Origin of the sequence: Buttiauxella sp. (assembly GCF_049686335.1) — a bacterium.
GTDB lineage: Bacteria > Pseudomonadota > Gammaproteobacteria > Enterobacterales > Enterobacteriaceae > Buttiauxella.
Genome location: NZ_JBAVHX010000010.1, coordinates 120,726 through 146,324, shown reverse-complemented (window position 1 = coordinate 146,324; position 25,599 = coordinate 120,726). Strand labels below are relative to the sequence as shown.

Below are 25,599 nucleotides of genomic sequence, written 5' to 3'. Positions count from 1 at the left end.
TATACGTTCAAAATCTTCCTCCATAGCCCGGAAAAAATGACCGAAAAGTACTTGGATGTGAGAGAAAAAGTGTTTACATTGATTTAACAGGGCAAAAAAACCGGACAGGGAAACGTGTGAAAGTTTCGGTCGTTTTGCAAATAACCTGAAAAAACATTGTAAAAGATATAGATAAAAAAAGACCGAATACTAATTACGGCCTTTAAAATCAATCACTTACACTTACAATATCTATAAACTGTCTACTTATTTTATTTTCTATCTCGACAGCCTCATGAGAAACTTATCCACCTTATCGAACAAATAATCTGAAGGGTCGTCTCCTCTATCTTCACGAAGAAGCATTTCAATAATATCGTTATCGTCCAAAACAAGAATTAAACGACCATTTTCCCGCATTGCGCCATTACACATTTCCAGTGCAGAGTGGTCTGCACCAAATCGGGAAAAAATTAACGCAATCTTTCGAAATGCATTATCGTAAAGATACTTTTCAGTAGTAAGAACCTCCCCCTGTCCAATCTCATTGCTATAGTTTTTAAATTCAAGAAGAATATAGTTTGACTTCAACTGCTCAATTATAAAACTCCAAAATTCAGTATTTTTCTTCACACTACAAACACAATCATATCTATTTAATTTATTTTCACTTTCACACTGACTCACCCAACCTTTCAAGTCACCATCAAATAAATATTGCAAGATGATGAGCATTAATTTTTCGTATTCCCTCCAACCACTTGGTCCCGGCGACAAATTTTTAAGCTCTGATATCAAATGCTCACAATAATTATCGACTAAGTCTTCATCCCGACATTCAACTGTTTGATGATAGATATTTTCTTTATAGAAGATATCATCAATCTCTCGTCCTTTATGGTTGATTAATATATCATCTGTTATTTCCAAGAACCTAACTAGTTTATCTCTTGACTCTGGGGAATGACTAGTCATGTTGATGAGATCTAATAAATCTATAACAACAATGTCATTATCTTCCTCAATAGTTTGTTTGAGTTCCAGTTCCAAATAGGATGAAACAATAAGAATAGCATTTACTCCATCATCAATTTCATCTTGTTTTAACTCTTTTATTCTACGCAAGGAGTTAAGTGCTTTATTAATTAGCTGAGGTTGCGCTCTCATGGTTCTATAATATTTTACTTCGACAATATACTGCTCTTGCCCCTTGCCTAAAACAAAATCATATTGCTCAGACCATTCAACAGAATCAAAATATTCTGTTGCCTCTAATATCCCTTTAACTAAAACTTCAAATTGTTTAGCTTCATGCATCATTAGGTCATCCTCACATGAGAAATATTTTTATGTAACCGTAAAAATATTCCACACTTCAATGTTTGAAAATAAAATTATGTACATTAATATTATTAGCATTATCAAATTAAATTTTACTCTGTAGAGATAAAACAACCTGCCCTGCAACTTTTATTTCATCTGCCCCACAGAGAAAATTCGATGTTTTACTTGTAATGCTGAGTTTTCGCCCGGGGATAAGTGTTATATCGTAGATGTCATATTTATCATCGATACCCAATAACCACTCGCCATTGCTAATTTCCGTCACACCTTTATCGACTATCCATGAAGCTGTGCTGCTATAAATAAAAACTGGTTCGATGAGTGGCTGAGGGAAAAAATTTAAATCAATTTTCCAAACCCCTGCATCTTGCAGAACACCTGCTGATAGATTTTTTCTTGGTATTGAGGGGCAGTAATTCTCTTGCAATGCATCGATGCGTGGTAACCCTTTCCCTGTGGCCAACCACTGTAACGAAACGCCGGTATCAAGTGCACACGCAACCACAACATCACCAGGGAAATAATCTCGACGAACCCATGTACTTACTGTACCCGATGAAATTTCTAATAGATCACAAAGCTGCTTTTGCAGATTAAAGCCATAAGCATCCATTATGCGGCGTAATACAGGCTTACCTCCATTAGACATGATCTCATCGTAAAGAGCTTTACCCTTACTTACTGGTCCCCCCTCCTGCAAGTTTGCATTTGCAAGTTCTCCATTTACCAACCAATTAAGATCTGCCCCTGTATCGAGAGCACATTTGATGATTGAGTTTCCTGGTACGCTTCCACGTTGAGCCCATGCACTGACATTGTTTGGTGGTATATCCAAAGCTTTTGCAAGCTCTCGCTGTGACTTCACGCCATAAGATGTGCTTAATCTCTCAATAATCTCTTGTGCAGTTGATTTATTTTCGAACATCAGTCACCACAAATACAAAAAGTATTTTACATGAATACATTTGTGTATCTAATGTTGTTGCACACCACATGTAACACCATAGAACACAACCATTAATACGGAGATACTGCGTTATGCATACTGAAAATTCAAACTCTCAGCTCACATTTCAGATGCTTGCCTCCCCTGACTTCATTGCAAGCATTGCAGCTCAGTTAGTTCCTGCTATCAATACTGCTCTTGATCAGCTCTGGAAAAAGCTGCTGCGCTTGCAAACTCCCCTACCATGTCGAAAGAAAACTTCTGTGCTGCCAATGGCATCAGTAGTTCTGTATTGGAGAAGTGGATTGCAAATGGCGTAGTGCTTCTCGCACCAACGCCAACATCTAGAGTCACAAGAACGATTACCTGCAAAGAGACCGGGAAATCACGTAAGGACGTGATGGAAAAACATGGTAACGCATTGATTAACGTTGCTGCATGGCGTGAAAAGAATCGCCAGCACGCCGTCAATTGTCGCTACATCAAACGATAGCTTGATTATGCAAGTTTAAGGATGAGCAACCATGTTTGATTATCAAGTTTCTAAACAGCCCCACTATGAAGATGCCTGTCGCAATTTCGCTACTAAGCACAACCTGGCTGAACTGGCGGAAAAACTCGGTATGCGCCCTCAAGTGCTTCGCAACAAACTCAATCCAGAGCAGCCGCATCAGTTGAATATTCCAGAGCTGATGGCCCTCACTGACGTGACCGAAGATCCATCGTTAGTTGATGGGTTTCTGGCGCAATTGCATTGCCTGCCATGCGTTCCGGTTAACGAATTAGCCGATGACAAACTCCAGTTATACGCACTTAAAGCAACTGCTGAAGTAGGTCTGATTGCAGCGGGTGCAGTATCTGATGAAAAGCTTACAGCGTGCCGCAAGCATTCGATGGTTGAGAGTGTCAATTCGGGTATTCGGTATTTGTCACTTGCTGCAATGACGATGCACGCCCGCTTACAGACCAATCCTGCCATGAATAGCGTGGTTGATACTGTCAGTGGTTTAAGCGCTTCATTCGGTCTGATTTGAGGTGATGCATATGGAACCGTCATTCGCTTCATTACTGAAACGCCAAAGCCCGTCCATGAGTTATGGACACGGCTGGATCATGGGTGATAACAACCATCGCTGGCACCCGAGCCGCGACCAGTCTGCATTGTTAAATGGGCTGAGTACTCGCAAGCCATCACTCGTTACCAGGCTGATTAAGCGCTGGAGGACTCAATGAAAAGTGCAGCTCTGGCTGAATCCGTAAAGGCTCAACGAACGGCGTTTAACAATGTGTATCTGATACATGCGCGGATTGATGCCCCGTTAAAAATGACCGGTGACGAATGTCTCGCGCGTTTCCGCCAACAATTAAAAGCCACTAACAACACGGCGCTGCGTAATTTTAATAAGCTCGACAACAACTTTAAATTTGTTGTGCTGACACTGGCTAACCGCCTGGAGCCGTCCTCATTCAAACCTGACGAAATCGGTAAGCCCTTTGAATATTTCGAACAAGCGCGCCGTTTACTGATTATCCGTTCGATGAATGAAATTACCCGTTGGGGGACATTGCTCCCGGCGAGATTTTCAAAACACGACTGCTATTTAGCTGAGTAATTAATCCATCCCAAAAATCAGGCGTAAATCCGCCGGGCATTCTTTTGCCCAAAAACAGGAAACAGAGATATGCGAAACATCCAAAATCGCAATTTTGAAGCTGACAACACCGCCCTGGTTTCTTTGCTGAATAAAGCAAAAAACGAAGAACGTAAAGACCGCGCACTGGCTGTCTCATTGCGTCTTGAGGCTCTAGCTATTCATATCACCCGCGAGGGCATGGACGGGAAAGAAGCTGCAGAACTGCTGCGCCGCGAAGCACTTCGCTATGAAAACGAATCTCAGGAGCTGCACTAATGGCCGACGCAATGGATTTAGTACAGCAGCGCGTGGATGAGGAACTGGCGCGCAATATTAAACAGGCTCGACCACTGCCTCAGCGTGCCGCCAGCGCTATCTTTTGCGAAGAATGTGACGCTGCTATTCCCGCAGCGCGGCGTGCGGTGGTGCCAGGTATCACGCACTGTATTACCTGTCAGGAAATCGCAGAGCTGAAAAACCAGCACTACAAGAATGCGATATGAACCGCATTAACTTCGCCTGGCCTTGGAACGCGGCACGGCAGGCGATTGCCAGCCCCTATCTGCCCTACAAAGAACAGCATCGCCGTGATCGAGAGTTTGCGGCGTTGCTGCGTGCGCGTGATGCACTGGCGAAGCAGCCAGAATGTGTGCGTTTTGATATTAATCGTCGGGTTGATTATTTAGAGCGTAACTACGGTGCTCAACGAGCCAATGCTCACCTCGTGACGTTTGTCAGGCGAGCATTGCCACGGCTTGAGCTGGTCGCCGGTATTTACCAAATCACCGGCATCGACAGTCATCTTTCACAGCAATTATTTGGCGGTCGTTTTGATGCGCCGGACATCCGTTTTCTTGCCTCAAAACTGGTTAACCTGACCGCGCGATATAACCGCCTCCAGGATATGTCCAAAGCCGATATTGAGCTGCTGGCTGCTGATATTGCGAATTACATTAACGGCGAGATCGGGACTATCGAGGGCGATGTCGGCAGGTTAAAAGTGCTGTATGCGATTTATATGCGTGCTGCACAGATTGCCCGTCATTTCAGGTGTCAGCCGCCGTTGTGGGAGCGTGTCGCTTCTGAATGGCGTGAACATCTGCAAATTGCCCTGGGTAATGTCAGCAAAAAACACACCCCATATGCGAGTAAATCCTGCGTTGCGGAATGGCGTGAACAAAGACGGCGTACCCGTGAGTTTCTCAAAGGAATGGATCTCATAGATGATGATGGAAACCGCATCAGCCTAATTGATAAATACGATGGCAGTGTGGCGAATCCACCCATTCGTCGTGGTGAGTTGATGACCCGCATCAGCGGCTTTGAAAAGATCTCAAACGAGCTGGGTTATGTGGGGGAGTTTTACACCCTCACCGCGCCGTCGAAATACCATGCCACAACGAAAGCAGGCTACCGCAACAGCAAGTGGAACGGTGCCAGCCCCGCAGATACACAAAACTATTTGACCTCCGTCTGGTCGCGTATTCGCGCCAAACTGCACCGCGCTGAATTGCGTATTTTTGGTATCCGTGTTGCAGAGCCTCATCACGATGGCACACCACACTGGCATATGCTGATATTCATGCGCCCCGAGGATGTTTCTCGCGTGCGCTCCGTGATGCTGAAATATGCACATCAGGAAGATGCAGCAGAGCTGGTGAGTGATAAAGCCCGTAAGGCTCGCTTTCATGCCGAAGCGATCGACCCGGAAAAAGGAAGTGCCACCGGTTACGTTGCGAAATACATCAGTAAAAATATTGATGGGTTTGCGCTGGATGGCGAACGTGATGACGAAAGCGGTGAGCTGTTAAAAGAAACGGCTCCGGCGGTTGCTGCCTGGGCGGCTCGTTGGCGTATCCGTCAGTTTCAGTTTGTGGGCGGTGCGCCGGTGACGGTTTATCGTGAGCTGCGAAAAATGGCTGATACCGAAACCGCTCATGCGCTGAGTATTGAGTTTGCTGCGGTACATGATGCGGCTGATGCGGGTCAGTGGGCGGAATACGTCAATGCACAAGGCGGCCCGTTTGTGCGCCGTGATGAGTTGCAGGTGCGCACCTGGTATGAACCAGCCGAAACCCTCAATGAATACGGTGAGGAATGCACGCGTATAAAAGGTGTGTTTGATACTACCGTTGGCAGCGATACCCCGATTTTAACCCGCCTCATACAGTGGAAGATTGTCCCGAAACTCGTCCTTGATTTGGACGTTGACCTTCAGGGCGATCCTTCGCCCTCTCGGAGTTCTGTCAATAACTGTACGGGGGAGACTTTCGGAGCGCCCCCTTCCCCGCCAGAGATTGACTTAAGCAAACCTCTGAGCCGATCGGCCAGACGAAAATTAGCTGAACGAATAACAGAGAAGAAGCCAAAACGGCAGCACTCATCACCCTACTCCGATGTAACTAACGATACGGCGGTGAACTTGCTCATTAAGAACGCTAAGGAACAAACTGGTGAAACCATAAACCGTGGCACAGCTCTGCATCTTATGGCTGGCAGTAAAATGTCTATCGATGGCAATTGGTATCGAGGCACAGCTAGTGGCGACTTAATCGCGACGCAACCAGATACCACAGCTTTGAGAGTTAAAAAAATATGGAAAGGCATGAACACAATGCACAACATTGATACAAACAAGGTTGTTAATGACCCATTCGGCCAGTATGCGGAGATGCTAAAGAAGGCTGACCGTGCCGCGTGGGAGCGCCTTTTCGGAACCGATGAAATGAGACAACGAATTTGCGCAACTTTCAGGAAAGAATAATTTATCTTTTTTTTTCATGACTATAAATCCAGTCACGGGATGATAATTTCCTTCGCAAATGTTAACCGCACACTATGCTGTATATTCATACAGTGAATTTATCGAGAGGAACTCATGCTGATGCAAGAGACCAGCCGTGCCCAACATAAGTGGGCATGTGTGCAATTTATCGCTGAGGTATCACTGATTGCGAATTGCAAACCACCAGATTTAAAGCTGGCGCTTTCGCTGATTGCAGACCTGGCGAACAGTGAAAATGAAGAGCAGACAGATGAGCAGGTTTATTACAAAGTAAAATAATCGTTTCGATACGCTCTAATCCAAATAATCATTTCTTGATAACGTAGCTATTGAGCACGGATACTTAAGAGTAGCATTCAGCTTCACTTTTCATGATTATCAGCGAGGGTGGTGATGTTTGATTTTTTAAAGAGAAAGTCAGTTCAATCCTTGGAAAACAAAGTGCGGGAACTTAACGCTGAGGCAAGATATTTTTACGATGCTAAAGGCGACCTTGAGGAAAGAGCATATTACGACCTCTTGAACCTTGCTCATGAGAAAGGACTAACCGCAGGGGCTGCCGCTAACACTAAGGAAGGCTCATTGATTTTGTCTGAGATTGTGCTCAATCGGCAGTATGCTATGTACCTAAATGAACAAACTATTCAAGCCTATGCCGAGCTACGAAGATTACGTGGCGATCGGTCTGCATCGTTGTCAAAAGAGGCATGGTTTAATGATGTTGTTAGGCCATCTGGTGGCGACCATATTATCAACAAAGAAATACCTTTCTCTTGCGAGAAATTGATAACAGATGTTGAAAGTGAACTCAGGGGCCAGGACACAGAATAGATGCTTTACACCCCACTTACTGCCTAAAAAAGCGTGCATGCATGTAGTGCATGGAAACGCATGATCGTAAATGGATCGTTTTTATCAAAGCCTGCCAGCCCTGTCGGGCTTTGTCGTATCTGTTGCACCTGCATTAAAACCGACCCATGAAGCGGGCAGGTGTGGCGGGGATAGCATTGCGCGCTAGATTGTATATGGGTAATTAATGATTACTTTAGCTATCGCAACACAAATCTACTCCACTTTTCATCATTTATGTCGTATGCACTGCTGCTAAAAAAGTCATATCCCCTCCCATGTGGGCAGGATAAATTTCTTTAGGACTTAAGTAATGAAAAGCTGGGCTAGCTGGCCATGGATCTAATACCCCCACAGCTTTTACATCTGGCCCCATGGGGGTCGCAATATAGTCTACGGACACAATAACCATCGCATGGCTTTTATTTGCATATAATAATGGCCTGTCATTAGCCAATTCATTGACAAGCACGCTGTTATTTATTGCGAGAATGCCATTAAAAATATCGTAGGCAGCAACTACCTGAGAGTTGAAATGTATACCTTGAGAATCAACCCAAGCCTGACTCAAATTATTACCCATAGTTGTTGTTGTACCCGTTGTACAGATAGCCATGTTGGAATTAATACTTCGACGTACAATAACATCTTGATCTAACTGATGACCATGAGATTGAAATATCATCGCGATCGAGGCCGCCCAACACCATAATTCACAATGTTGAATTATTCTGGTTGGATTATTTACATAGACTCTCATAAGTTTCCCCTGAGGAGTCATAGGACTAAGAGCTATAGTTGCTGCTTTAAGATAATGCGCAGTTCCAAAACACAGTATCATACTTAATAAATCTCGCCTTCTCATAAAACCACCCCGCATAGAAGCATTTATTGAGGCAAGTCCAATATTATATACATTAAGCATAGATTATAAATTTCAACAGATACACAACAAATACAATCCACCTTTAAAATTTAATTTCCCTAATAAATTCAGATGAGATATAAATTTATAAATACCACAACATCATTACACCGAAATATTTAAAAATCACCCTTCCACCTATAGCCCGACCCCCATCCACATGCTATATCAATATAATAGATGCACAATTTCACTGAGTAATTATAGTAACGTTAATACGGAGTTCATTATGAATGAATCAACGTCAAAGATCTCAATAGAAAAAACACTATTATTTTCGTTCGCTGTATTCTTTATCGTTATAATGTTAATTTTAGCTGTAGCGATACCTAAACCATCAGAAATGCAATGGCGAGTATTTGGGTTAGTGCTCGCAATGATTGCAGCAGGGTTTGGTGCGATCTTGCCCGGTGCCCTACAAGTGAACATAAACAGAACCATAAAAGCGACTGGGGCCGCTGGATTGTTTGTTTTAGTATACTTTTTCAATCCTGCAGGACTTGTATCGGATGATCCTTTCAAAGTAACTTTTCCACCACCAAGTGCTGAAAACGCGCAGAAACTAGCAGAAACTAGCAGAAACTAGCAGAAACTAGCAGAAACAATGATGCGGGAAGTTAACAATAGACAATACAATGAATTATACGAAATTATGCACCCTGAGTTCAAAGCAATGTATGATAAGAACCAATTTATTACTTTATCTAATAACGTAAGAGTACCCTACGGCAAGTCAATTAAGACAACTTTATTTGGAAGTCAATCAACAAAGCTATTTAACCCGCGTGGGTATGCACTCCAATATACATATATAACAGAATTTCCAAATGGAGTTAAATTATACGAATCACCAACAGTTTTTGCTGGCGACAGCAAAACATGGCACCCTTTTGGTTATATAGTTCAACCTGTAAATAACCATTCGAAATGAGAGTGAGGCTGCTCTAGCCTCACTAGTGTTAATTGTTTTGTATTAACGTATAACTTTAATCAGACGGTATTAAACATAGGTTAATCATCAGTCTCAAAAGTGTAATTTTTAAACCGGATCACCTTCCCCCCTACCCACTCATTCACCTCCTTGATTCTTTCCTGCAAAGGCGTCAGCTCATTACGCACAAATAAGCAACCAAAAGATACAACACTCACAAAACTTAGCGGAAAAGATGTGCCTGCTCTACTAACATTTCTTGGTCTTAAAACGGCTGCATTGCGGGAAGTTGGAACCGGTGCAAACCAGATCCCAGATATGAGTAGCTTCACGTATGGTGGAGGATGGCAAAAGCTTCCTGACGGCTTGGTTATTCAGCGTGGCACCTTTGGATTTCCAGTAGGGCAGAACATCGCAAGCGTTACGTTACCCATACCATTTGTGAACGGTGAGCAAGTTATGCTGTTGTGGTCTGACGTACCCTCCTCAAATGTACCTGCCGGCATTGAGTTCGGAACAATTAAAGGTGGAGCGCGCCAACTTCCGGTTTTCAGGCATATATGAGTGGTGCTGGCAGATTTAATCTTAATTACATTGCGATGGGATAGGTATCATGAAGTATAAATATATCCCTGCTACAAACTCTTTCTACCCGTATGCGATGGAGTCTGAATACCGTGCTGCAGGAATCTGGCCATCTGATGGTTCGGACATTGATGAAAACACATTCGCTTCAGTCCAAAATCCTCCAGTAGGGAAAGTCCGTGTTGCTGGTTCTAACGGGCTTCCAACCTGGATTGATACTCCACCTCTGACACAGGCGCAGTTAATTACTCAGGCTGACGCACAAAAACAGGTTCTGACTAACGCAGCCATGCAATCAATTGACTTACTACAGTTGAAATTGCGCTCTGGTCGCACGCTGACGGATGCAGAAAGCGTGAGACTGAACGCTGTTTTGGACTACATCGATGCGGTGAAAGCAACTGACACATCATCCGCACCAGATATTATCTGGCCAACACCAACTGTCGGAGAATCTTAACAAGATTAATACAAAGCCCTTGCACAATAACAGCAAGGGCTTGCGTATTCATTACCTGGTGTGGATAGCCCTAAGAACCCTGTCACAAATTAATTTATTAATAATAAAACTTATGCCATTTGACACAATAAAAACAAGCATTGTAATCGATATAGTATAAACAACAACATGACCCACAGACCAAGACATATTCATATACTTACTTAACTGCTGAAGCACAAGTATATGAATTAAATACACACCATATGAATTGGCGGAAAGGAAAATTATTGAGCGCTTTACCTTTGGTCCGACATTGCATAAACAATCCTTAAATAAGATGCAGAGAGACACCGAGAAAATAAACATGTTTAGCCCTGCATCATATATCGGATAATTACTCCCCATCAATCCATTAAACTGAATATAACCAAAAGCGCACGTTGATATATAACCAATAAAAAGCCATGATAAAGTCTTTTGTTTTCTGAACTTAGGTAACTTAGGAAGAAGCCCACCGACCATAAAGTACACTACCCAAACAGGGAAGTCTGGCACATCAATGAACGGAATAAGTGGTTTGATATATACGGCATATGCCTTCAGTGCAATCAATGCAACAATCGCAAATAATGCTTTGGTTGCATCTACCTTCGATATAAGAAGTGACAACAACGGGGCAACCAAATACAGCCCCAGAATAGAATATACAAACCAAAAGTGCACGGAAATCCCTATGCTATTGGTCAAATCCTTTAGATATTGCGGTAGAATGTTACTTACATTATCAAGGTTGCCTGATAAATTATTAGCAAGGAAATGTATAAACGAAAATACTAAAAATGGAATAAGTATGGCTGAAATTCTTTTCTTATAGAAAGCAGTAATATTGCCTAGCTTTTCGTTTAATATGAACATTCCGCTAATAATAAAAAAGACGGGAAGCCCCACTCGAACCAGGGACTGAATCAATAAAGAAAGGATTTTTTCAAACTGACTAACATCTGTATTTGAAGACCAGTCATATACTGGAGTTACATGAATGCCAATTACTAAAAAGCAACAGACTATCCTTAGTAAATCAAAGGATAAATTTCTTTCTTTACTCACAGCAACTCCTTTAAGCCTTAAAAATAAAGCTGTAATTATACCTAAGAACCCCATAGAAACCACTGTACTGGAAACTCAAACGGACTTTGCTGAATAAATCGAACTTTTGGGTGCAATCGAAGGTTCACGTTGTGGTCCGAGAAAAAAATCTAAGGTTTGAGCAAAAAGCAGGCAATGCGCGTTTTTTCTTATCCCGTCAGTTGTGTGCCCCCCCTGTAAACTCTTATCAATAGCCCTCGCACTTAGAGCCCCCTGACAATAGCACTTATCCAAATTACGGAGTTAAACGGATGAGTGATTACCACCACGGTGTGTAAGTTATTGAAATCAACGACTGCACGCGTGTTATTTCCACGGTCTCGGCGGCGGTCATCGGCATGGTGTGTACCGCCAGCGATGCCGACGCAAAGACTTTCCCCCTCAATGAGCCGGTGCTCATTACCAATGTACAGACCGCCAACCTGATGGCTGATGAGGGTCGTGCGTGGCCGCTGCTCGATGGTAGTGGCACATTTACGGCATAGCAGTTAAAGCTCAAGCGCAAAGCCAAACCGCAGCACCTGCGCGCACTCCAGCACCCGAAGGCAAAACAGGTAAAAGCAAAGAAAGCACCAAAGGAAAAGGAAGCGCGCGAGGGCGAGTACATGGTCGGCGAGGAAGATAATGTGTTTGCGCTGACCACCATTTACGCCAGTAAAGTGCAGGCAATGCGTGCCGCTCAGGCGAAATGGGACAAGTTACAACGTGGCGTGGCAGAGTTTTCCATCAGCCTTGCAATGGGGCGTGCCGATCTCTACCCGGAAACACCGGTCGCGGTCGCGGGCTTTAAGCGCGTCATAGATGAGCAGGCATGGACAATTACAAAGGTGATGCACTCGCTCAATAATAGCGGCTTCACGACCTCGCTTGAGCTGGAGGTGAGATTAAACGATGTGAGTTACGAGTCTGAATAAGTGAAATTTGCAAACAATAACTTGCAAATGCGATCCGTGAGTTTATCATTCCCTCAATGATGAGCGAGAGGGGAAATAAATCATGATGCATTGCCCGTTATGCCAGGACGCAGCCCACGCGCGATCCAGCAGATATTTGAGCATAGAAACCAAAGAACGTTATCACCAGTGCCAGAATATCAACTGTGGATGCACTTTTGTCACCCATGAATCACTTGCTCGATACATCGTTAAGCCTGGCGAAGTTGAACCAGCACCGCCACACCCTAATCGCTATAAACAACAACAGCTCTGGATGTAGAAAAAGCCTGCGAAAGCAGGTTTTTTTGTGCCTGCGCTTCGTCTGAGATAACAACGATACTCTTTTAAGTAAGCATTTGAATGTATGAGTTTGCAAAATCAAACATTGAATACTGTTTAAATATACAGTAATTTTCAATCATTTGATTTAGCAGGATTCTCACATGACCGTACGAAAGCAAGCCGATGGACAATGGCTTTGCGATGTTTATATCGATGGGCGCGGCAGTAAGCGTGTTCGCAAGAAATTCTCCACTAAAGGTGAAGCGCTTGCCTATGAAAGTTATCAACTAGAACAGGCGAAGCAAAAGCCCTGGATGGCAGAGAAGGATGACCGTCGACATCTAAGTGAGCTAATCGAGCTATGGTACAAGTTACATGGTTGCTCTCTTAGTGATAAGAAAGGTCGCCTGGGTAAGCTACATATCATCTGTAATGGCCTGGGCGATCCCGTCGCCTCACAAATTACAGCTAAAGATTGGGCGCATTACCGGGATAGACGACTCACCGGCCAGATTGCTAACGGTTATAAAACCAGTGAAAAATCACTCAAGGTTTCCATCGGAACGGTCAACTGTGAACATGCTTTTCTACGAGCAGTGTTTAATGAGTTAACCCGGCTTGGTGAGGTTAACTACCCTAACCCACTCAAGAATATTCGTGAGTTTGATGAGCCTGAAAAAGAGATGTCCTGGCTTACTGACGATGAAGTGAAAAGATTGATGGGTGCGTGTCGTGGTCATGGAAATCCTGAATTAACGTTGATTGTTAAAATCTGCCTTTCCACCGGTGCACGCTGGAGCGAAGCGGCAAATCTAAAGAAATCACAGCTCTCACCTAATAAGATTACTTTCGTAAACACGAAGGGCAAAAAGAACCGAACAGTTCCAATATCTGATGAGTTATATAAAGAACTCATCAGCCGTGACGGTAAGCCTTTTGAGCAATGTTATCGCCAGTTTTATCGCGTAATAAAAATTGCCGAACTTCAATTACCAGAAGGCCAAATGAGTCATGTACTTAGGCATACATTTGCAAGTCATTTTATGATGGGAGGTGGGAATATTATTGTCCTGCAAAGAATTTTGGGGCATTCTGATATTCGAGTTACGATGCGTTATGCTCATTTTGCACCTGATCATCTTGAGGAAGCGCTTATATTAAACCCGCTCAGTAAGCTTGGCGGGGCGTCCACAAAGTGACTACAGAGCATCATATTGGGTGTAATGGAGTGCAACAGGATGTGCGGTAAGTAACTGAATTTATTATAAGTCGCTGATTTTAATCAGCGAATAAAAAAAGACCGAATACGATTCCTATATTCGGTCCAGGGAAATGGCTCTTGGGAGAGAGCCGTGCGCTAAAAGTTGGCATTAATGCAGGCAGACTTCGCCTTGCCTTCTAAGAATAGATTACCGGCGCAGCTTTTCCAGTCGGGCGCGAAAGTGTTCGAAAAAAAACTGTGTTACAGGTGACATTTTAGAAAAAAAACGCAATATCCGGGCCTTGGAAATTGCGGTTTTTTATTATTAATGAAGATGTTAGCAAGTTTAGCTACATAACTTTTCGGCACGCTCAATAAATGGAGCAAGACTCTTCTTTTGCCCTGGTGCTTTAGGATCGTCTATCTGGATAACAGAGATAGGCTGCCCGGTGGTTTTACCGCTCGCCACCTGCTGCTCGGCAATATCATTGAGCGGATATTGCATCAACGTGCTTGGGTTGATAGCAAATAGCGCATGACCCGCGCGGCAACTCAACATTACCTCTTCACGGTTAAACGCCCAGTTATCTTTGCCCATTTCAAAACGGCTCACGGTGATGATTTGTGGTGCGGCAAACGCACTGCCCGCGCAAGCCAGCAACAACAACGTCAAAATACTTTTTTTCATGAATATCTCTTGAGCTAATAATGTCTTCAGTACGGTTCCCAGGTAGCAAAAATGCTCACTGCAAGGATGACCGCCACCGACAAAATGATTTCCAACCAGGTTAACCGGATGAACTGTTTTGTTGCCGTTGGCGCACGGTTAAAGCGCGGCACCAAAAAATAGCGGTTATACAATGCGATGATAACCATCGCGGCAACAAAGACAACCTTCACCAACAAGAAGCGCACATAGTCGCTCTCCAGAGGCAACGACCATCCCAGAATCATCAGGCTGTTGATTATTCCACTCAGTAGCACAGCGGCAACCGCCAGATGCCCGTAACGGGAGAAACGCATCATCGCGGTGATCGCCGCTTCTCGCCAGCGGGGTTTTCTGGCCATGCGCATGCACATAATCAACGGAAGAAGCCCGCCAACCCACCAGCCCGCCCCCAACAGATGCACGGCATGGTTTAGTCGCTGTAAACCGCCGAACAATCCTTCGCGCATCGCGGCATGCCCAACGCCCGCCAGTAAAATAAGCTGGCCGGCGGCGAGTAGCAACATAAGTGATTGTAAGTTTCGGGGTTTTAACAGCAGAACAACAACCGTCACCACGCCGAGTAAAATTTGCCACAACCACACTGAACCAAAGCGCGTGCCAAGCACAGCAAACCAGATCTGTGGATTGATAGTATCCGGCCATCCGCTGCCCATCATTCCGGCCTGAGCGCATAACAGTAATACCGCACTGAGCATGGTCAGCCAGACAGCCGAATGCCACAGCCACTTCAGGCGGCGGACGAGAATTGGCTGAAATGGCCGTGGGGCAAGCACCGAGCATGAAATGGTGCTACCAAGCAGCACCATAAGAGCGGAAAAATGGATAAATCGCAGCGCGACATACAAAGAAGGCAGCATACGGATTATTTCACCGAGAACTGGTACTTCCCTTTAGTCTTATGTCCATCAACCGACACAACATGCCAGTCAACGTAGTAGTCACCCGGTTTCAGCGCCTCTTCAATCGGGATAATAAGCTGTTTGTCGTCTTTTTCGTTACGTTTTGCCGTACCCGTTTTCACCGCGGCTTGCTGTGGCCCGGTCAGCGTGATTCCGCTAAAATTGGGCTCAACACCTTCAGAGAAGTTAAGGGTAATCGCCTGAGGTGAAGCGGTAACCGCAGCGTCTGCCGCTGGGTATTGATGCTGTAAATGCGCATGTGCAAAAACTGAACCGGACACGGTAAGAGCCGTTAAGAGTGTCGCGAGGGTAAAAAGACGAGATCGAGTGAAAGCCATATCAACTATTCCTTTTTCTTATTCAAGACGGCAAAAGGATAACCTTGAGCCCAGGTTAAGTCGAGATGAGAACGGCTATCAATAAATGTAAAGACTTGTCATCAACTTCATCTGCAAGTACCTTTGCGGCACAAAACAGGAGACCAAAATGAATCACAATCTTGCTGAATTACCCCAGGACGAAATGGATAAGATTAATGTGGATCTTGCCGCAGCCGGGGTGGCATTTAAGGAACGCTATAATATGCCGGTGATTGCCGAAATGGTGGAGCGTGAACAACCTGCCCATCTTCGCGATTGGTTCAGAGAGCGCTTGATTGCGCATCGCCTGGCGTCAGTGAATTTGTCACGTCTGCCGTACGAGCCTAAAGTGAAATAAATATACACAGCAATAAATTTCCTTACATAATTGGTGTTAAGATTTTTCTTGGTCATAAGACCAATAAACACAGGAAATACCTGTTGCGGCCATAGGATGATGGCCGTTGGGTAGAATGATTAAGGAAGACTTTATGCCTATCTGGAATGTTGCTGCGGCGCAGTACGGCGCTACACCCGATGACCTCGAATCGAATATCTCACATCATTTAGACTTTATTCGTTGTGCAGTACGTGAAAAGATTGATCTGCTGATTTTTCCCGAACTCTCTCTCACCGGTTTCAACATAGAAAATCACCCCGACAGTGCTCTCTCCTTCACTGATGAACGTCTCAATCCTCTGCAATATGCCGCCATTGAACACCAAATGACCATTGTCGCGGGTTTGCCGTTGCAATGTGAAAATGGCGTGTCTCCCGGTTCAGTAGGCTTCTTACCTGATGGTTCACGTGTGGCCTGCTGCAAGCCACTTTCAAGCGATATTGACCTCCCAGGTCACCAAACCCCTTTGGTAGGTTTACATAATCGCAGCGTTGCGATGGGATTCAGTACCGGCAGCGATGAAGAAACCTGGCCGCGTAGTGCTGCCGAAATGGGCGCGAGTCTGTATGCCACGGGAAAGTTCATCAACGAAATCAGTTATCAGCACGACGAAATGTATCTTCAACGTTGGGCGCGTAAATACAATTTGCCCGTTTTGCTGGCAAATCACGCCTTTTCGACCGGTAAATACCGCTCCGCTGGGCGCAGTGCTTGTTGGGACGATCGCGGGGAATTAGTCGTTCGTGCCGATCATGGCGAATTACTTGCTGTGGGTCGTCGTGATGAGAAAGGTTGGCATGGAGAAATCATTCCTTTACGCTAGCAGATTAACCAAACCTGCGAAGTTATGATGGAGTGAGTATGCTGCGCATTATTGATACGGAAACCTGCGGTTTGCAGGGTGGCGTGGTGGAAGTAGCATCCGTCGATATCGTCAATGGTGAGATTGTTAATCCTATGAGCGATTTGGTGCGCCCGGATCGCCCTATCAGCCATCAGGCGATGGCCATTCACAAGATTACCGAAGAGATGGTGGCAGACAAGCCGTGGATTGAAGATGTCATTCCACGCTATCACGGTAGTCCGTATTATGTTGCCCATAATGCCAGCTTTGACCAGCGCATGTTGCCAGAAATGCCTGATAGCGAATGGATTTGTACCGTTAAGCTGGCCCGTCGTTTATGGCCTGGAATCAAATATAGCAACATGGGTTTGTATAAATCGCTCAAGCTGGAAGTTGAAACGCCAGCCGGGCTTTATCATCACCGTGCCCTGTTCGACTGCTATATTACTGCGGCTTTGCTGATACGGATAATGAATGAATCCGGTTGGACACCAGACCAGATGGTGACCATTACTGGCCGCCCAACAATGGTGTCCACCATGGCGTTTGGCAAATATCGCGGTAAGCCGATTGCTGAAATCGCAGAACAAGATCCGGGCTATTTACGCTGGATGTTAAATAACATCAAGGAATTAGCGCCGGATTTGAGAATGACACTTAAGCATTATCTCGAAGGGTAACCGCGCATTACTCCGCACGCCCTGGCAATGTGCCTTGCGCCAGGGCAATCAAGAACGCAAATTCCAGTGCCACGCCTTCGTATGATTTAAAGCGCCCTGACTTCCCGCCATGCCCTGAATCCATATCGGTACACAGCAACAACAAGTTATCGTCGGTGCGCGTCTCGCGCAGTTTCGCCACCCATTTTGCCGGTTCCCAATATTGCACCTGCGAATCATGCAAACCGGTCGTCACCAGGATATGAGGATAGGCTTGTTTAGCGACCTGGTCGTACGGGCTGTACTGTTTGATATAGTGGTAATACTCAGGATCTTGCGGATTCCCCCACTCCTCAAATTCCCCCGTAGTTAACGGAATCGACTCATCAAGCATAGTGGTCAGCACGTCAACAAAAGGCACCTGTGCAACGACGCCATGAAATAGCTCTGGCCGCATGTTGATTGCCGCCCCGACGAGTAACCCGCCTGCACTTCCGCCCATGGAATACAGTAAGTTTTCATCACCGTAACCCTGTTTAAGCAAGGCATCACACACATCAAGATAGTCATTGAAGGTGTTCATTTTCTTCAGGTACTTGCCGTCTTCGTACCATTGCTGACCCAGTTCTCCCCCGCCCCGCACATGGGCAATGGCAAAAACAAACCCGCGATCGAGCAGGCTCAAACGGCTGCTGCTGAAATCCGCATCCATGCTGCTGCCATACGAACCATAGCCGTAAACCAGCAGCGGATTTTTCCCGCGCTTGAAGTGCTCACGGTGATACACCAGCGAAACCGGCACCTGCACCCCATCACGCACCGTGACCCACAAATGCTCACTGCGATAATGGCTGGCGTCAAATCCCGCGACTTGAGTTTGCTTAATCACCCGCCGCTCACCGGTATCCATATCCAGCTCAAACAAAGTATCCGGTGTGGTCATCGACGAGTAACCGTAACGCAAACGTGAAGACTCTGGCTCCGGATTGTAGCCAAGCCACGTGACATACGCCGGGTCATCAAACGCAATGCCGGTCACTTCGCGGGTTTTACGGTTGATTTGGCGCAGGCTGGTCAGCCCCTGCTGGCGCTCTTCGACCACTAACCAGTCCGTAAACAGGGTAAACCCTTCCAGCATCACCTGTTCACGTGGTGGGATCAGCACTTCCCATTGTTTTTCATCACGGGCTTTACTGCGATATAAACCAAAGTTTTTGCCGTCGCGATTAGAACGTAAATAGAAATTGTGCTGATAGTGATCAAGCGAGTATTCGTGGTCTTTGCGACGCGGTGCAAAGCTTTGTGGCTGCGCATCCACTAGTTCGGCATCGAGTAGCAACACTTCACTGGTCGTGGCACTGCTCAGGTAAATTAAGACAAAGTGCTTCGACGTCGTTTTATGCACGCTGACATAAAACATTTCGTCTTTTTCTTCGTACACCAGCTCGTCATCAATGGAAGGATGTCCCACCGTGTGTCGCCAGACCTGATAAGGCAACAGCGTTTTCGGATGTTTGCGAACGTAGTAAAGCGTGGCGGAATCATTCGCCCAGACAAAACTACTGGAGACATTATCCAGCACTTCCGGATACCAGTTCCCGGTTTCGAGATTACGGAAGCGTAAACCGTACTGGCGACGTGAGAGAAAATCCTCCGCCAGCGCCAACACCGTATTATCTGGCGTGATACTCATTCCGCCCATGGTGTAAAACTCACTATGAGCTGCACGGCGGTTGCCATCGACCAGGATGTCCCACTCATCCCATTCGCTGAGCATCACTGACTGGCGTTGATAAATGGCGTATTCATTGCCGGTTTCAAAAACCTGGCGGTAGCGATAACCATTTTGCGTATAGGGGGCGGAAATATCCCGCTGGGGGATACGGTCGATCATCTCTTTAAGCAGCCGGTCCTGTAACGCCTGTTGCGTGCTCATCACCTGTCGACCGTAGTCATTCTCCTGATGAAGATAATCAAGTACCTGCTCATCGGTGCGATCGTCGTCGCGTAACCAGTAATAGTTGTCGATGCGGGTATCACCATGCGTGGTCATGGTATGGGGTATTTTTTTTGCTTTAGGTGGCATGTCGATTTTCATTTTTGAGTTAACACCCTGTAAGGGTGGCAAATTCAGACAGGCTTGCAAGCGTAACGTGGGATTTTGAGGAAAATGCCGGGATTAACCCGGCAGATTGAGTTTCTGTTGCTGAATATCCTGTTCGATGCCTTCACGCACATCTTGTGGGATTTTTAGCGCATCGCCCAACGCATTGAGATAACTACGCTCCATAAAGTGATCGATGTCGATAGCAGCACAGCTGAGGAAATAAAGTTCCAGCGCTTCTTCTTCGTTATTAACGCCTTGCACCAGAAGCTGCGGATCAAGCGGCTGATCGATGGCCTGTTGAATCAGGTTGCGACCCTGGCCTTCAATTCCTGCATCACGCAGTTGCTGATCGATAATCTGGCGCTCTTTGTCATCGATGTGGCCATCACTTTTGGCGGCAAACACCAAAGCCAGAACCAGGCGCTGGGTACGCAAATCAATTGGCGACTGTTGCTGCCCGTAATTCGGCTCACCCTGGTGGGCATCACGGACGCGATCTTTGTATTTGCTCCACAACACGCTTCCAGCCACGGCACCACCGCCAACCAGCAATGCGCTGGTCCCATATTTTGTCAGTAATTTACGCGATGATTTACTGGCAACCAGTAAGCCTGCTAAACCACCCAGTGCACCTGGCACCAGTAATTTACTCAGCCCCTGAGGCACTTGCGATGATGGATTTTGTACCGATTGATTTTGGCCGGACTGCGTCGCTTGTCCCAGCATAGACTGAAGTTGCTGTAACCAATTGCTCATGAGAGACACCCTTTTTAAGGAAGTTAACCACTGAGGTTATGCGAAAGGCTGTCAAGAAGTGTCTGATCAGACTAAAGATGAGAAAAGAAACGCGCCGGTAACCCGACGCGATAAAACTTAGGCAGCTTTTGTGCGCTTACGCGGATGCTCGGCCACTTTTTCGTCGGAAGCCTCTTCGTCAGAAACCTCTTCAGTGGGTTCTTCTACTGAAGCTGCGGCTTCAAGTTCTGGCAATTTGCCGCTTTTCAGCACGGTGGAAAGCACATCTTTGTTTTCTGCCATCCACATCGCCAGCACGTCATTTTGGCCTTCTTCGAGAGCTATTGGGCTGTGAGTGAGCCAGCCACTCAACACTTCCGCCAGATCGAGCATTTTGTCATAGGCGTCGGCGTCCTTCTTACTGGCAAATGACATTTTTTCTTGCCCCTCTCGTACAACAACGTATTTGATTTCAACCGCCATTTTGCAGCTCCGGTTTAACTGTTTATTTAAACAGTATAATGATATTACCCTTGCATCGCAAGCGGGAAAGCCGATGCGTACGCAAACGTTTTCGTTTATAATCCGCCGGTCTATTTTCTCCGTTTGGGTATACAGATTATGTCAATGTTGGGAACAGCGCTCCGTCCTTCAGCTACTCGTGTGATGTTGTTGGGTTCGGGCGAATTAGGAAAAGAAGTGGCGATAGAATGTCAACGCCTGGGTCTGGAAGTGATCGCCGTCGATCGTTACGCTGATGCCCCGGCAATGCATGTCGCGCATCGTAGCCACGTGATTAATATGTTGGATGGTGCCGAGCTTAGAAAACTGGTCGCCACTGAAAAGCCCGATTTCATTGTTCCCGAAATTGAAGCGATTGCGACGGATATGCTGGTCGAACTGGAGCAGCAAGGTCAGTACGTAGTACCTTGCGCCCGTGCTACCCAGTTGACCATGAACCGTGAAGGCATTCGTCGTCTGGCTGCCGAAGAACTGGGTTTGCCGACCTCCAGTTACCGTTTTGCCGATAGCGAAGCCGCGTTCTTGCACGCGGTCGAAGAAATTGGCCTGCCTTGTATCATCAAACCCGTTATGAGCTCTTCCGGTAAAGGGCAAAGTTTTATCCGCACTGCCGATCAGTTAGCAAAAGCCTGGGAGTACGCACAGCTTGGCGGCCGTGCCGGTAAAGGACGTGTGATTGTTGAAGGCGTGGTGAATTTTGATTTTGAAATTACCCTGCTGACCATCAGCGCAATCGATGGCGTCCATTTCTGTGACCCGATTGGTCATCGCCAGGAAGATGGTGATTATCGTGAATCCTGGCAGCCGCAGAAAATGAGCGATGTCGCCCTTGCCCGCGCGCAGGAAATTGCTGAAAAAGTCGTCAAATCATTGGGTGGCTACGGACTGTTTGGTGTTGAACTGTTTGTCTGTGGTGATGAGGTTATTTTCAGCGAAGTCTCCCCTCGCCCACATGACACCGGTATGGTGACGCTGATTTCTCAGGACTTATCAGAGTTCGCCTTGCACGTGCGTGCCTTCCTCGGCTTGCCAGTTGGTGGAATTCGCCAGTATGGCCCGGCGGCTTCTGCGGTGATCCTTCCAGAATTAACCAGTGATAACGTCCAGTTCGGCAACGTCGGTAGCGCGGTGGGGGCAGGCTTACAAGTACGTCTGTTTGGGAAGCCAGAAATCAGTGGTAAACGCAGGATGGGTGTGGCACTGGCAACGGGCTCAAGCGTAGAAGATGCCATAGCTCGCGCCATTGCAGCGACGAAAGCCGTCATCGTCAAAGGCTAAAAAAATCCCCGCTCAATTGAGCGGGGATTCAATAACACGAATAATTCGTGTTGCATCAAGGCGGCGACGCAGCAAATCCCCAGGAGCTTACATGAGTAAGTGACTGGGGTGAGCAAGGATGCCAACACAGATGCGGCTCGAAGAATGAAGTGTTATTTCGCGCCTTCGACGGCTTCACGAGCAAGCTGGGTGATACGATCAAAATCACCTGCTTCCAACGCGTCAGCCGGAACCAACCAGGAACCACCGATACACAGAACGCTTTTCAGCGCCAGGTAGTCACGGTAGTTCGCTGGAGTGATACCGCCGGTTGGGCAGAAACGAACCTGAGAGAATGGACCCGCGATTGCTTGCAAAGCTTTGGTTCCGCCATTGGCTTCAGCTGGGAAGAATTTGAACTCTTTCAAGCCGTAGTCCAGACCCAGCATCAGTTCAGAAACGGTGCTGATACCTGGGATCAATGGGATGGTGCCTTCAGTTGCTGCTTTCAACAATGGTTCAGTCAGGCCTGGGCTGATAGCAAACTGCGCGCCAGCTTCGGTTACTTCTGCCAGTTGTTGTGGGTTCAGAACGGTACCCGCACCGATAATCGCTTCCGGGACTTCTTTCGCGATTGCACGGATAGCGTCCATCGCACATGGAGTACGCAGAGTCACTTCCAGAACGCGAACACCGCCAGCCACTAACGCTTTAGCCATTGGTACTGCGTGTTCCAGTTTGTTTACTACGATAACCGGAACGACCGGTCCTGTTTTCAGGATCTGTTCCGCAGTAGTTTTCCAGTTTTTCATCTAAGAGCCTCTTCAACCAACTTTATCATTCATTTCCAGTGCGGCAATTGCTGCATCTGGTCCTTAAAATTTAATGCAGGTCGCGCCCTGTTCCGCGCCAGATAACTGTTCGCGTAACGCGCTAAATAGTTCACGCCCGGTTCCCACGCGTTCTGCGCTGAGATCCGGGTGGTATGCAGTGCGTTTTTCCAACTCGGCATCATCGACCAGCAATGTCAGTTCACCCGTTTGACCGTTGACGCGAATCATATCGCCATCACGGACTTTTGCCAGCAGCCCACCATCATAAGCTTCTGGGGTAACATGAATGGCAGAGGGCACCTTACCTGACGCGCCCGACAGCCGTCCATCAGTGACTAACGAAATTTTGAAACAGCGGTCCAATAATACCCCAAGTGGCGGCATAAGTTTATGTAATTCTGGCATGCCGTTCGCTTTTGGCCCTTGATGACGCACAACAACCACGCAATCACGGTCAAGAAGACCTGCTTCAAACGCAGGTAACACATCATGCTGGCTTTCAAAAATAACCGCTGGCGCTTCGATGATTTGGTTTTCTACCGGTACCGCAGAGGTTTTCATCACGGCGCGACCGAGGTTACCGCTAAGGACTTTGGTGCCGCCGTGTTTGGAGAATGGTTTTTCAAAGGTCGCGATAACATCGGTATCCAGTGCGGTTGTTGCCCCTTCACGCCACGCAAGTTGACCCTTATCCAGCCATGGTTCCATGGTGTAGTGGTGCAAGCCAAAGCCCGCGACGGTATTCACATCTTCATGCAGCAACCCACCTTTCAGCAATTCGCGCATCAGCACAGGTACACCGCCCGCTGCCTGGAAATGGTTGATATCTGCCGGGCCGTTCGGGTACAGGCGCGCCAGTAACGGCACCACATCAGAAAGATCAGAGAAGTCATCCCAGTTAATGATGATACCTGCCGCACGCGCCATCGCCACCAGGTGCATGGTGTGGTTGGTTGAACCGCCGGTTGCCAGCAACGCAACAATGCCATTGACCACGACCTTTTCGTCAATCATTTTACCGATTGGCATCCACTCATTACCGTTACCGGTAAGGCGTGTCACCTGACGTGCCGCCGCTGCCGTTAACTCATGGCGCAACGGGGCATCTGGATGAACGAACGATGATCCTGGCAATTGCATCCCCATAAACTCAACCACCATCTGGTTGGTGTTGGCGGTGCCATAGAAGGTGCAGGTACCTGGCGCATGATAGGACGCAGCTTCAGAATCAAGTAAAGCCATACGGTCAACTTTGCCTTCTGCATAAAGCTGGCGGATACGGACTTTCTCTTTATTTGCTAAACCGCTGGCCATCGGGCCTGACGGGACAAACACCGCGGGTAAATGACCAAATGACAGTGCAGCCATAGTCAAACCAGGGACGATTTTGTCGCATACCCCCAGGTACAGCGCACCGTCGAACATATTGTGTGACAGACCGATAGCGGTAGACATCGCGATAATCTCGCGACTGAGCAAAGACAACTCCATTCCATCCTGGCCTTGCGTCACACCATCGCACATGGCTGGCACACCGCCCGCAACTTGCCCTACGGCACCAACTGAATGCAGCGCTTTACGGATCTGGTCAGGGTAATACTCATACGGTTGATGGGCTGAGAGCATGTCGTTATAGGAAGTAATGATCGCAATATTGTTACGCAACATGCTCTTCAGCGCGGCTTTATCATCTGGTTGGCAAGCCGCAAATCCGTGGGCCAGATTCCCACACGCCAACTCAGAACGATGGACGGTGTTGGACTTCGCTTTTTCGATGCGGGCCAGATAAGTTTCACGGGTCTGGCGGGAGCGTTCAACGATGCGTTTTGTTACGCGTAACAAAATTGGATTCATAAAAGATCCTCTTTAAAGTGGCTGCCGTCGCTTTGGGCAGGTGGTCGACGTTACCGGCTCTGTTTTCGTCTCGTGAGGCGGCAATCCGTACCATCAGGGCAAAATCGCTTCAGCTAGTGTAAATAAAAAAGCCCTGCTGGTGAATCCAGTCAGGGCTTTTAAATTAAAAAATTTGCACCACTTTGGTGTTAGATCATGTTACCGGTAAAATGCAAACCACTTGTTACGCGGTTTTTGCAAAATCCGATGAGTTTTATCCCCTAAATCATTCGAGTTGCAGGTAGGCGGCAAACGCAGTGACAAATTCGTCTGGAACGAATTTGATCAGCCAAAGGCTGGCCTCCGGTGAGAGACAGGAGTCTCTCATTAATCCCGATGAGCTTACATAAGTAAGTGATTCGGGCGAGCGAGTGCTG

At 46.7% G+C, this 25,599-nt stretch carries 30 protein-coding genes and 2 pseudogenes; 20 read left to right on the top strand and 12 right to left on the bottom strand.

Features of this window, described 5'->3' with window-relative positions; translation table 11 throughout:
• Positions 1-258: 258 nt before the first annotated feature.
• Both WBL83_RS09360 and WBL83_RS09355 read right to left on the bottom strand, forming a co-directional pair.
• Positions 259-1,299 (bottom strand): hypothetical protein, encoded by a 1,041-nt coding sequence (locus WBL83_RS09360; protein WP_424588889.1) that lies wholly within the window; start codon positions 1,297-1,299, stop codon positions 259-261.
• Positions 1,300-1,405: 106 nt separating this feature from the next.
• Positions 1,406-2,248: a helix-turn-helix domain-containing protein gene (locus WBL83_RS09355; protein ID WP_424588888.1), complete on the bottom strand. Its 843-nt coding sequence runs from the start codon at positions 2,246-2,248 to the stop codon at positions 1,406-1,408.
• 113 nt (positions 2,249-2,361) lie between these two features.
• On the opposite strand from WBL83_RS09355, the gene WBL83_RS09350 reads away from it, so the two are divergent.
• The 9 genes from WBL83_RS09350 (at position 2,362) to WBL83_RS09310 (ending at position 7,519) form a co-directional block, all read left to right on the top strand.
• A complete protein-coding gene (locus WBL83_RS09350; RefSeq protein WP_424588887.1) occupies positions 2,362-2,589 on the top strand; it encodes a hypothetical protein in 228 nt (75 codons plus the stop codon).
• Positions 2,590-2,793: 204 nt separating this feature from the next.
• Positions 2,794-3,303, top strand: a complete 510-nt coding sequence (locus WBL83_RS09345; RefSeq protein WP_424588886.1) for a phage regulatory CII family protein — start codon at positions 2,794-2,796, stop codon at positions 3,301-3,303.
• Between the two features lie 10 nt (positions 3,304-3,313).
• Positions 3,314-3,502 carry a phage filamentation protein Fil family protein gene (locus WBL83_RS09340; RefSeq protein ID WP_424588885.1) on the top strand — a complete coding sequence of 63 codons (189 nt, stop codon included), beginning with the start codon at positions 3,314-3,316 and terminating at the stop codon, positions 3,500-3,502.
• Entirely contained in the window at positions 3,499-3,882 is a 384-nt protein-coding gene (locus WBL83_RS09335) for a hypothetical protein (protein WP_424588884.1), read from the top strand. The genes WBL83_RS09340 and WBL83_RS09335 overlap by 4 nt, the downstream gene beginning before the upstream one ends.
• A 69-nt stretch (positions 3,883-3,951) precedes the next feature.
• Positions 3,952-4,179: a DUF2732 family protein gene (locus WBL83_RS09330; RefSeq protein ID WP_424588883.1), complete on the top strand. Its 228-nt coding sequence runs from the start codon at positions 3,952-3,954 to the stop codon at positions 4,177-4,179.
• Positions 4,179-4,406 (top strand): TraR/DksA C4-type zinc finger protein, encoded by a 228-nt coding sequence (locus WBL83_RS09325; RefSeq protein ID WP_424588882.1) that lies wholly within the window; start codon positions 4,179-4,181, stop codon positions 4,404-4,406. The genes WBL83_RS09330 and WBL83_RS09325 overlap by 1 nt, the downstream gene beginning before the upstream one ends.
• On the top strand, positions 4,403-6,667 hold the full coding sequence (locus WBL83_RS09320; protein ID WP_424588881.1) for a replication endonuclease: 2,265 nt from the start codon (positions 4,403-4,405) through the stop codon (positions 6,665-6,667). Before WBL83_RS09325 ends, WBL83_RS09320 begins: the two co-directional genes overlap by 4 nt.
• A gap of 114 nt (positions 6,668-6,781) precedes the next feature.
• Positions 6,782-6,967: a hypothetical protein gene (locus tag WBL83_RS09315; protein WP_424588880.1), complete on the top strand. Its 186-nt coding sequence runs from the start codon at positions 6,782-6,784 to the stop codon at positions 6,965-6,967.
• Positions 6,968-7,081: 114 nt separating this feature from the next.
• Positions 7,082-7,519 carry a hypothetical protein gene (locus WBL83_RS09310; RefSeq protein WP_424588879.1) on the top strand — a complete coding sequence of 146 codons (438 nt, stop codon included), beginning with the start codon at positions 7,082-7,084 and terminating at the stop codon, positions 7,517-7,519.
• A 253-nt stretch (positions 7,520-7,772) separates the two neighbouring features.
• Here WBL83_RS09310 and WBL83_RS09305 read toward each other — a convergent pair whose 3' ends face one another.
• On the bottom strand, positions 7,773-8,462 hold the full coding sequence (locus tag WBL83_RS09305; protein ID WP_424588878.1) for a hypothetical protein: 690 nt from the start codon (positions 8,460-8,462) through the stop codon (positions 7,773-7,775).
• Between the two features lie 229 nt (positions 8,463-8,691).
• On the opposite strand from WBL83_RS09305, the gene WBL83_RS09300 reads away from it, so the two are divergent.
• The 3 genes from WBL83_RS09300 to WBL83_RS09290 all read left to right on the top strand — a co-directional run bounded on the left by WBL83_RS09300 (position 8,692) and on the right by WBL83_RS09290 (position 10,438).
• Positions 8,692-9,048 carry a hypothetical protein gene (locus WBL83_RS09300; protein ID WP_424588877.1) on the top strand — a complete coding sequence of 119 codons (357 nt, stop codon included), beginning with the start codon at positions 8,692-8,694 and terminating at the stop codon, positions 9,046-9,048.
• A gap of 18 nt (positions 9,049-9,066) precedes the next feature.
• Positions 9,067-9,393, top strand: a complete 327-nt coding sequence (locus WBL83_RS09295) for a DUF4019 domain-containing protein (protein WP_424588876.1) — start codon at positions 9,067-9,069, stop codon at positions 9,391-9,393.
• Positions 9,394-10,006: 613 nt separating this feature from the next.
• Positions 10,007-10,438, top strand: coding sequence for a tail fiber assembly protein (locus WBL83_RS09290; protein ID WP_424588875.1), 432 nt, complete (start codon positions 10,007-10,009; stop codon positions 10,436-10,438).
• 51 nt (positions 10,439-10,489) lie between these two features.
• Here the strand turns inward: WBL83_RS09290 and WBL83_RS09285 are convergent, their stop codons facing one another.
• Positions 10,490-11,527 (bottom strand): acyltransferase, encoded by a 1,038-nt coding sequence (locus tag WBL83_RS09285; RefSeq protein WP_424588874.1) that lies wholly within the window; start codon positions 11,525-11,527, stop codon positions 10,490-10,492.
• 320 nt (positions 11,528-11,847) lie between these two features.
• Here WBL83_RS09285 and WBL83_RS09280 point away from each other — a divergent pair.
• From WBL83_RS09280 to WBL83_RS09265, 4 genes and pseudogenes are all read left to right on the top strand, one after another.
• Positions 11,848-11,985 (top strand): annotated as a pseudogene (locus WBL83_RS09280) (phage tail protein); the annotation flags it as partial.
• A gap of 66 nt (positions 11,986-12,051) precedes the next feature.
• A pseudogene (locus WBL83_RS09275) lies at positions 12,052-12,480 on the top strand (phage late control D family protein); the annotation flags it as partial.
• Between the two features lie 82 nt (positions 12,481-12,562).
• Positions 12,563-12,781, top strand: a complete 219-nt coding sequence (locus WBL83_RS09270; protein ID WP_074388636.1) for a DNA-binding transcriptional regulator — start codon at positions 12,563-12,565, stop codon at positions 12,779-12,781.
• Positions 12,782-12,944: 163 nt separating this feature from the next.
• Positions 12,945-13,982, top strand: coding sequence for a phage integrase (locus tag WBL83_RS09265; protein ID WP_424588873.1), 1,038 nt, complete (start codon positions 12,945-12,947; stop codon positions 13,980-13,982).
• 348 nt (positions 13,983-14,330) lie between these two features.
• On the opposite strand, the gene WBL83_RS09260 is transcribed toward WBL83_RS09265, so the two are convergent.
• The 3 genes from WBL83_RS09260 to yobA are packed head-to-tail and all read right to left on the bottom strand — an operon-like array spanning position 14,331 to position 15,951.
• A complete protein-coding gene (locus WBL83_RS09260) occupies positions 14,331-14,672 on the bottom strand; it encodes a YebY family protein (protein ID WP_424588872.1) in 342 nt (113 codons plus the stop codon).
• A gap of 26 nt (positions 14,673-14,698) precedes the next feature.
• Positions 14,699-15,571, bottom strand: a complete 873-nt coding sequence (gene copD, locus WBL83_RS09255; RefSeq protein ID WP_424588871.1) for a copper homeostasis membrane protein CopD — start codon at positions 15,569-15,571, stop codon at positions 14,699-14,701.
• Between the two features lie 5 nt (positions 15,572-15,576).
• A complete protein-coding gene (gene yobA / locus WBL83_RS09250; protein WP_424588870.1) occupies positions 15,577-15,951 on the bottom strand; it encodes a CopC domain-containing protein YobA in 375 nt (124 codons plus the stop codon).
• A gap of 148 nt (positions 15,952-16,099) precedes the next feature.
• Here yobA and WBL83_RS09245 point away from each other — a divergent pair, with 148 nt between their 5' ends.
• The 3 genes from WBL83_RS09245 (at position 16,100) to exoX (ending at position 17,896) form a co-directional block, all read left to right on the top strand.
• A complete protein-coding gene (locus WBL83_RS09245; RefSeq protein ID WP_424588869.1) occupies positions 16,100-16,330 on the top strand; it encodes a DNA polymerase III subunit theta in 231 nt (76 codons plus the stop codon).
• Positions 16,331-16,463: 133 nt separating this feature from the next.
• Positions 16,464-17,195 (top strand): carbon-nitrogen hydrolase family protein, encoded by a 732-nt coding sequence (locus WBL83_RS09240; RefSeq protein ID WP_424588868.1) that lies wholly within the window; start codon positions 16,464-16,466, stop codon positions 17,193-17,195.
• 38 nt (positions 17,196-17,233) lie between these two features.
• A complete protein-coding gene (gene exoX, locus WBL83_RS09235; protein WP_424588867.1) occupies positions 17,234-17,896 on the top strand; it encodes an exodeoxyribonuclease X in 663 nt (220 codons plus the stop codon).
• Positions 17,897-17,903: 7 nt separating this feature from the next.
• Here the strand turns inward: exoX and ptrB are convergent, their stop codons facing one another.
• The 3 genes from ptrB to WBL83_RS09220 form a co-directional block, all read right to left on the bottom strand.
• The gene (ptrB, locus tag WBL83_RS09230; RefSeq protein ID WP_424588866.1) at positions 17,904-19,961 is read right to left on the bottom strand and encodes an oligopeptidase B; all 2,058 of its coding nucleotides are present in this window, start codon (positions 19,959-19,961) and stop codon (positions 17,904-17,906) included.
• A 93-nt stretch (positions 19,962-20,054) separates the two neighbouring features.
• Positions 20,055-20,738 carry a tellurite resistance TerB family protein gene (locus WBL83_RS09225; protein ID WP_424588865.1) on the bottom strand — a complete coding sequence of 228 codons (684 nt, stop codon included), beginning with the start codon at positions 20,736-20,738 and terminating at the stop codon, positions 20,055-20,057.
• A 117-nt stretch (positions 20,739-20,855) separates the two neighbouring features.
• Positions 20,856-21,200: a YebG family protein gene (locus WBL83_RS09220; RefSeq protein ID WP_424588864.1), complete on the bottom strand. Its 345-nt coding sequence runs from the start codon at positions 21,198-21,200 to the stop codon at positions 20,856-20,858.
• Between the two features lie 138 nt (positions 21,201-21,338).
• On the opposite strand from WBL83_RS09220, the gene purT reads away from it, so the two are divergent.
• Positions 21,339-22,517 carry a formate-dependent phosphoribosylglycinamide formyltransferase gene (gene purT / locus WBL83_RS09215; protein WP_424588863.1) on the top strand — a complete coding sequence of 393 codons (1,179 nt, stop codon included), beginning with the start codon at positions 21,339-21,341 and terminating at the stop codon, positions 22,515-22,517.
• A gap of 152 nt (positions 22,518-22,669) precedes the next feature.
• Here the strand turns inward: purT and kdgA are convergent, their stop codons facing one another.
• Both kdgA and edd read right to left on the bottom strand, forming a co-directional pair.
• Positions 22,670-23,308 (bottom strand): bifunctional 4-hydroxy-2-oxoglutarate aldolase/2-dehydro-3-deoxy-phosphogluconate aldolase, encoded by a 639-nt coding sequence (gene kdgA, locus WBL83_RS09210; RefSeq protein WP_424588862.1) that lies wholly within the window; start codon positions 23,306-23,308, stop codon positions 22,670-22,672.
• A 63-nt stretch (positions 23,309-23,371) separates the two neighbouring features.
• Positions 23,372-25,183, bottom strand: a complete 1,812-nt coding sequence (edd, locus tag WBL83_RS09205; protein ID WP_424588861.1) for a phosphogluconate dehydratase — start codon at positions 25,181-25,183, stop codon at positions 23,372-23,374.
• Between the last annotated feature and the right edge of the window lie 416 nt (positions 25,184-25,599).

What these genes read in the sequence shown, in the direction of transcription:
- kdgA (WP_424588862.1), bottom strand. Translation starts at nt 23,308, where the DNA reads ATGAAAAACTGGAAAACTACTGCGGAACAGATCCTGAAAACAGGACCG.
- WBL83_RS09340 (WP_424588885.1), top strand. Translation starts at nt 3,314, where the DNA reads ATGGAACCGTCATTCGCTTCATTACTGAAACGCCAAAGCCCGTCCATG.
- WBL83_RS09225 (WP_424588865.1), bottom strand. Translation starts at nt 20,738, where the DNA reads ATGAGCAATTGGTTACAGCAACTTCAGTCTATGCTGGGACAAGCGACG.
- WBL83_RS09295 (WP_424588876.1), top strand. Translation starts at nt 9,067, where the DNA reads ATGATGCGGGAAGTTAACAATAGACAATACAATGAATTATACGAAATT.
- WBL83_RS09260 (WP_424588872.1), bottom strand. Translation starts at nt 14,672, where the DNA reads ATGAAAAAAAGTATTTTGACGTTGTTGTTGCTGGCTTGCGCGGGCAGT.
- exoX (WP_424588867.1), top strand. Translation starts at nt 17,234, where the DNA reads ATGCTGCGCATTATTGATACGGAAACCTGCGGTTTGCAGGGTGGCGTG.
- WBL83_RS09330 (WP_424588883.1), top strand. Translation starts at nt 3,952, where the DNA reads ATGCGAAACATCCAAAATCGCAATTTTGAAGCTGACAACACCGCCCTG.
- WBL83_RS09325 (WP_424588882.1), top strand. Translation starts at nt 4,179, where the DNA reads ATGGCCGACGCAATGGATTTAGTACAGCAGCGCGTGGATGAGGAACTG.
- WBL83_RS09240 (WP_424588868.1), top strand. Translation starts at nt 16,464, where the DNA reads ATGCCTATCTGGAATGTTGCTGCGGCGCAGTACGGCGCTACACCCGAT.
- WBL83_RS09265 (WP_424588873.1), top strand. Translation starts at nt 12,945, where the DNA reads ATGACCGTACGAAAGCAAGCCGATGGACAATGGCTTTGCGATGTTTAT.
- WBL83_RS09355 (WP_424588888.1), bottom strand. Translation starts at nt 2,248, where the DNA reads ATGTTCGAAAATAAATCAACTGCACAAGAGATTATTGAGAGATTAAGC.
- WBL83_RS09270 (WP_074388636.1), top strand. Translation starts at nt 12,563, where the DNA reads ATGATGCATTGCCCGTTATGCCAGGACGCAGCCCACGCGCGATCCAGC.
- edd (WP_424588861.1), bottom strand. Translation starts at nt 25,183, where the DNA reads ATGAATCCAATTTTGTTACGCGTAACAAAACGCATCGTTGAACGCTCC.
- WBL83_RS09335 (WP_424588884.1), top strand. Translation starts at nt 3,499, where the DNA reads ATGAAAAGTGCAGCTCTGGCTGAATCCGTAAAGGCTCAACGAACGGCG.
- yobA (WP_424588870.1), bottom strand. Translation starts at nt 15,951, where the DNA reads ATGGCTTTCACTCGATCTCGTCTTTTTACCCTCGCGACACTCTTAACG.
- WBL83_RS09320 (WP_424588881.1), top strand. Translation starts at nt 4,403, where the DNA reads ATGAACCGCATTAACTTCGCCTGGCCTTGGAACGCGGCACGGCAGGCG.
- copD (WP_424588871.1), bottom strand. Translation starts at nt 15,571, where the DNA reads ATGCTGCCTTCTTTGTATGTCGCGCTGCGATTTATCCATTTTTCCGCT.
- ptrB (WP_424588866.1), bottom strand. Translation starts at nt 19,961, where the DNA reads ATGCCACCTAAAGCAAAAAAAATACCCCATACCATGACCACGCATGGT.
- WBL83_RS09345 (WP_424588886.1), top strand. Translation starts at nt 2,794, where the DNA reads ATGTTTGATTATCAAGTTTCTAAACAGCCCCACTATGAAGATGCCTGT.
- WBL83_RS09350 (WP_424588887.1), top strand. Translation starts at nt 2,362, where the DNA reads ATGCATACTGAAAATTCAAACTCTCAGCTCACATTTCAGATGCTTGCC.
- WBL83_RS09310 (WP_424588879.1), top strand. Translation starts at nt 7,082, where the DNA reads ATGTTTGATTTTTTAAAGAGAAAGTCAGTTCAATCCTTGGAAAACAAA.
- purT (WP_424588863.1), top strand. Translation starts at nt 21,339, where the DNA reads ATGTCAATGTTGGGAACAGCGCTCCGTCCTTCAGCTACTCGTGTGATG.
- WBL83_RS09290 (WP_424588875.1), top strand. Translation starts at nt 10,007, where the DNA reads ATGAAGTATAAATATATCCCTGCTACAAACTCTTTCTACCCGTATGCG.
- WBL83_RS09315 (WP_424588880.1), top strand. Translation starts at nt 6,782, where the DNA reads ATGCTGATGCAAGAGACCAGCCGTGCCCAACATAAGTGGGCATGTGTG.
- WBL83_RS09360 (WP_424588889.1), bottom strand. Translation starts at nt 1,299, where the DNA reads ATGATGCATGAAGCTAAACAATTTGAAGTTTTAGTTAAAGGGATATTA.
- WBL83_RS09220 (WP_424588864.1), bottom strand. Translation starts at nt 21,200, where the DNA reads ATGGCGGTTGAAATCAAATACGTTGTTGTACGAGAGGGGCAAGAAAAA.
- WBL83_RS09305 (WP_424588878.1), bottom strand. Translation starts at nt 8,462, where the DNA reads ATGCTTAATGTATATAATATTGGACTTGCCTCAATAAATGCTTCTATG.
- WBL83_RS09300 (WP_424588877.1), top strand. Translation starts at nt 8,692, where the DNA reads ATGAATGAATCAACGTCAAAGATCTCAATAGAAAAAACACTATTATTT.
- WBL83_RS09245 (WP_424588869.1), top strand. Translation starts at nt 16,100, where the DNA reads ATGAATCACAATCTTGCTGAATTACCCCAGGACGAAATGGATAAGATT.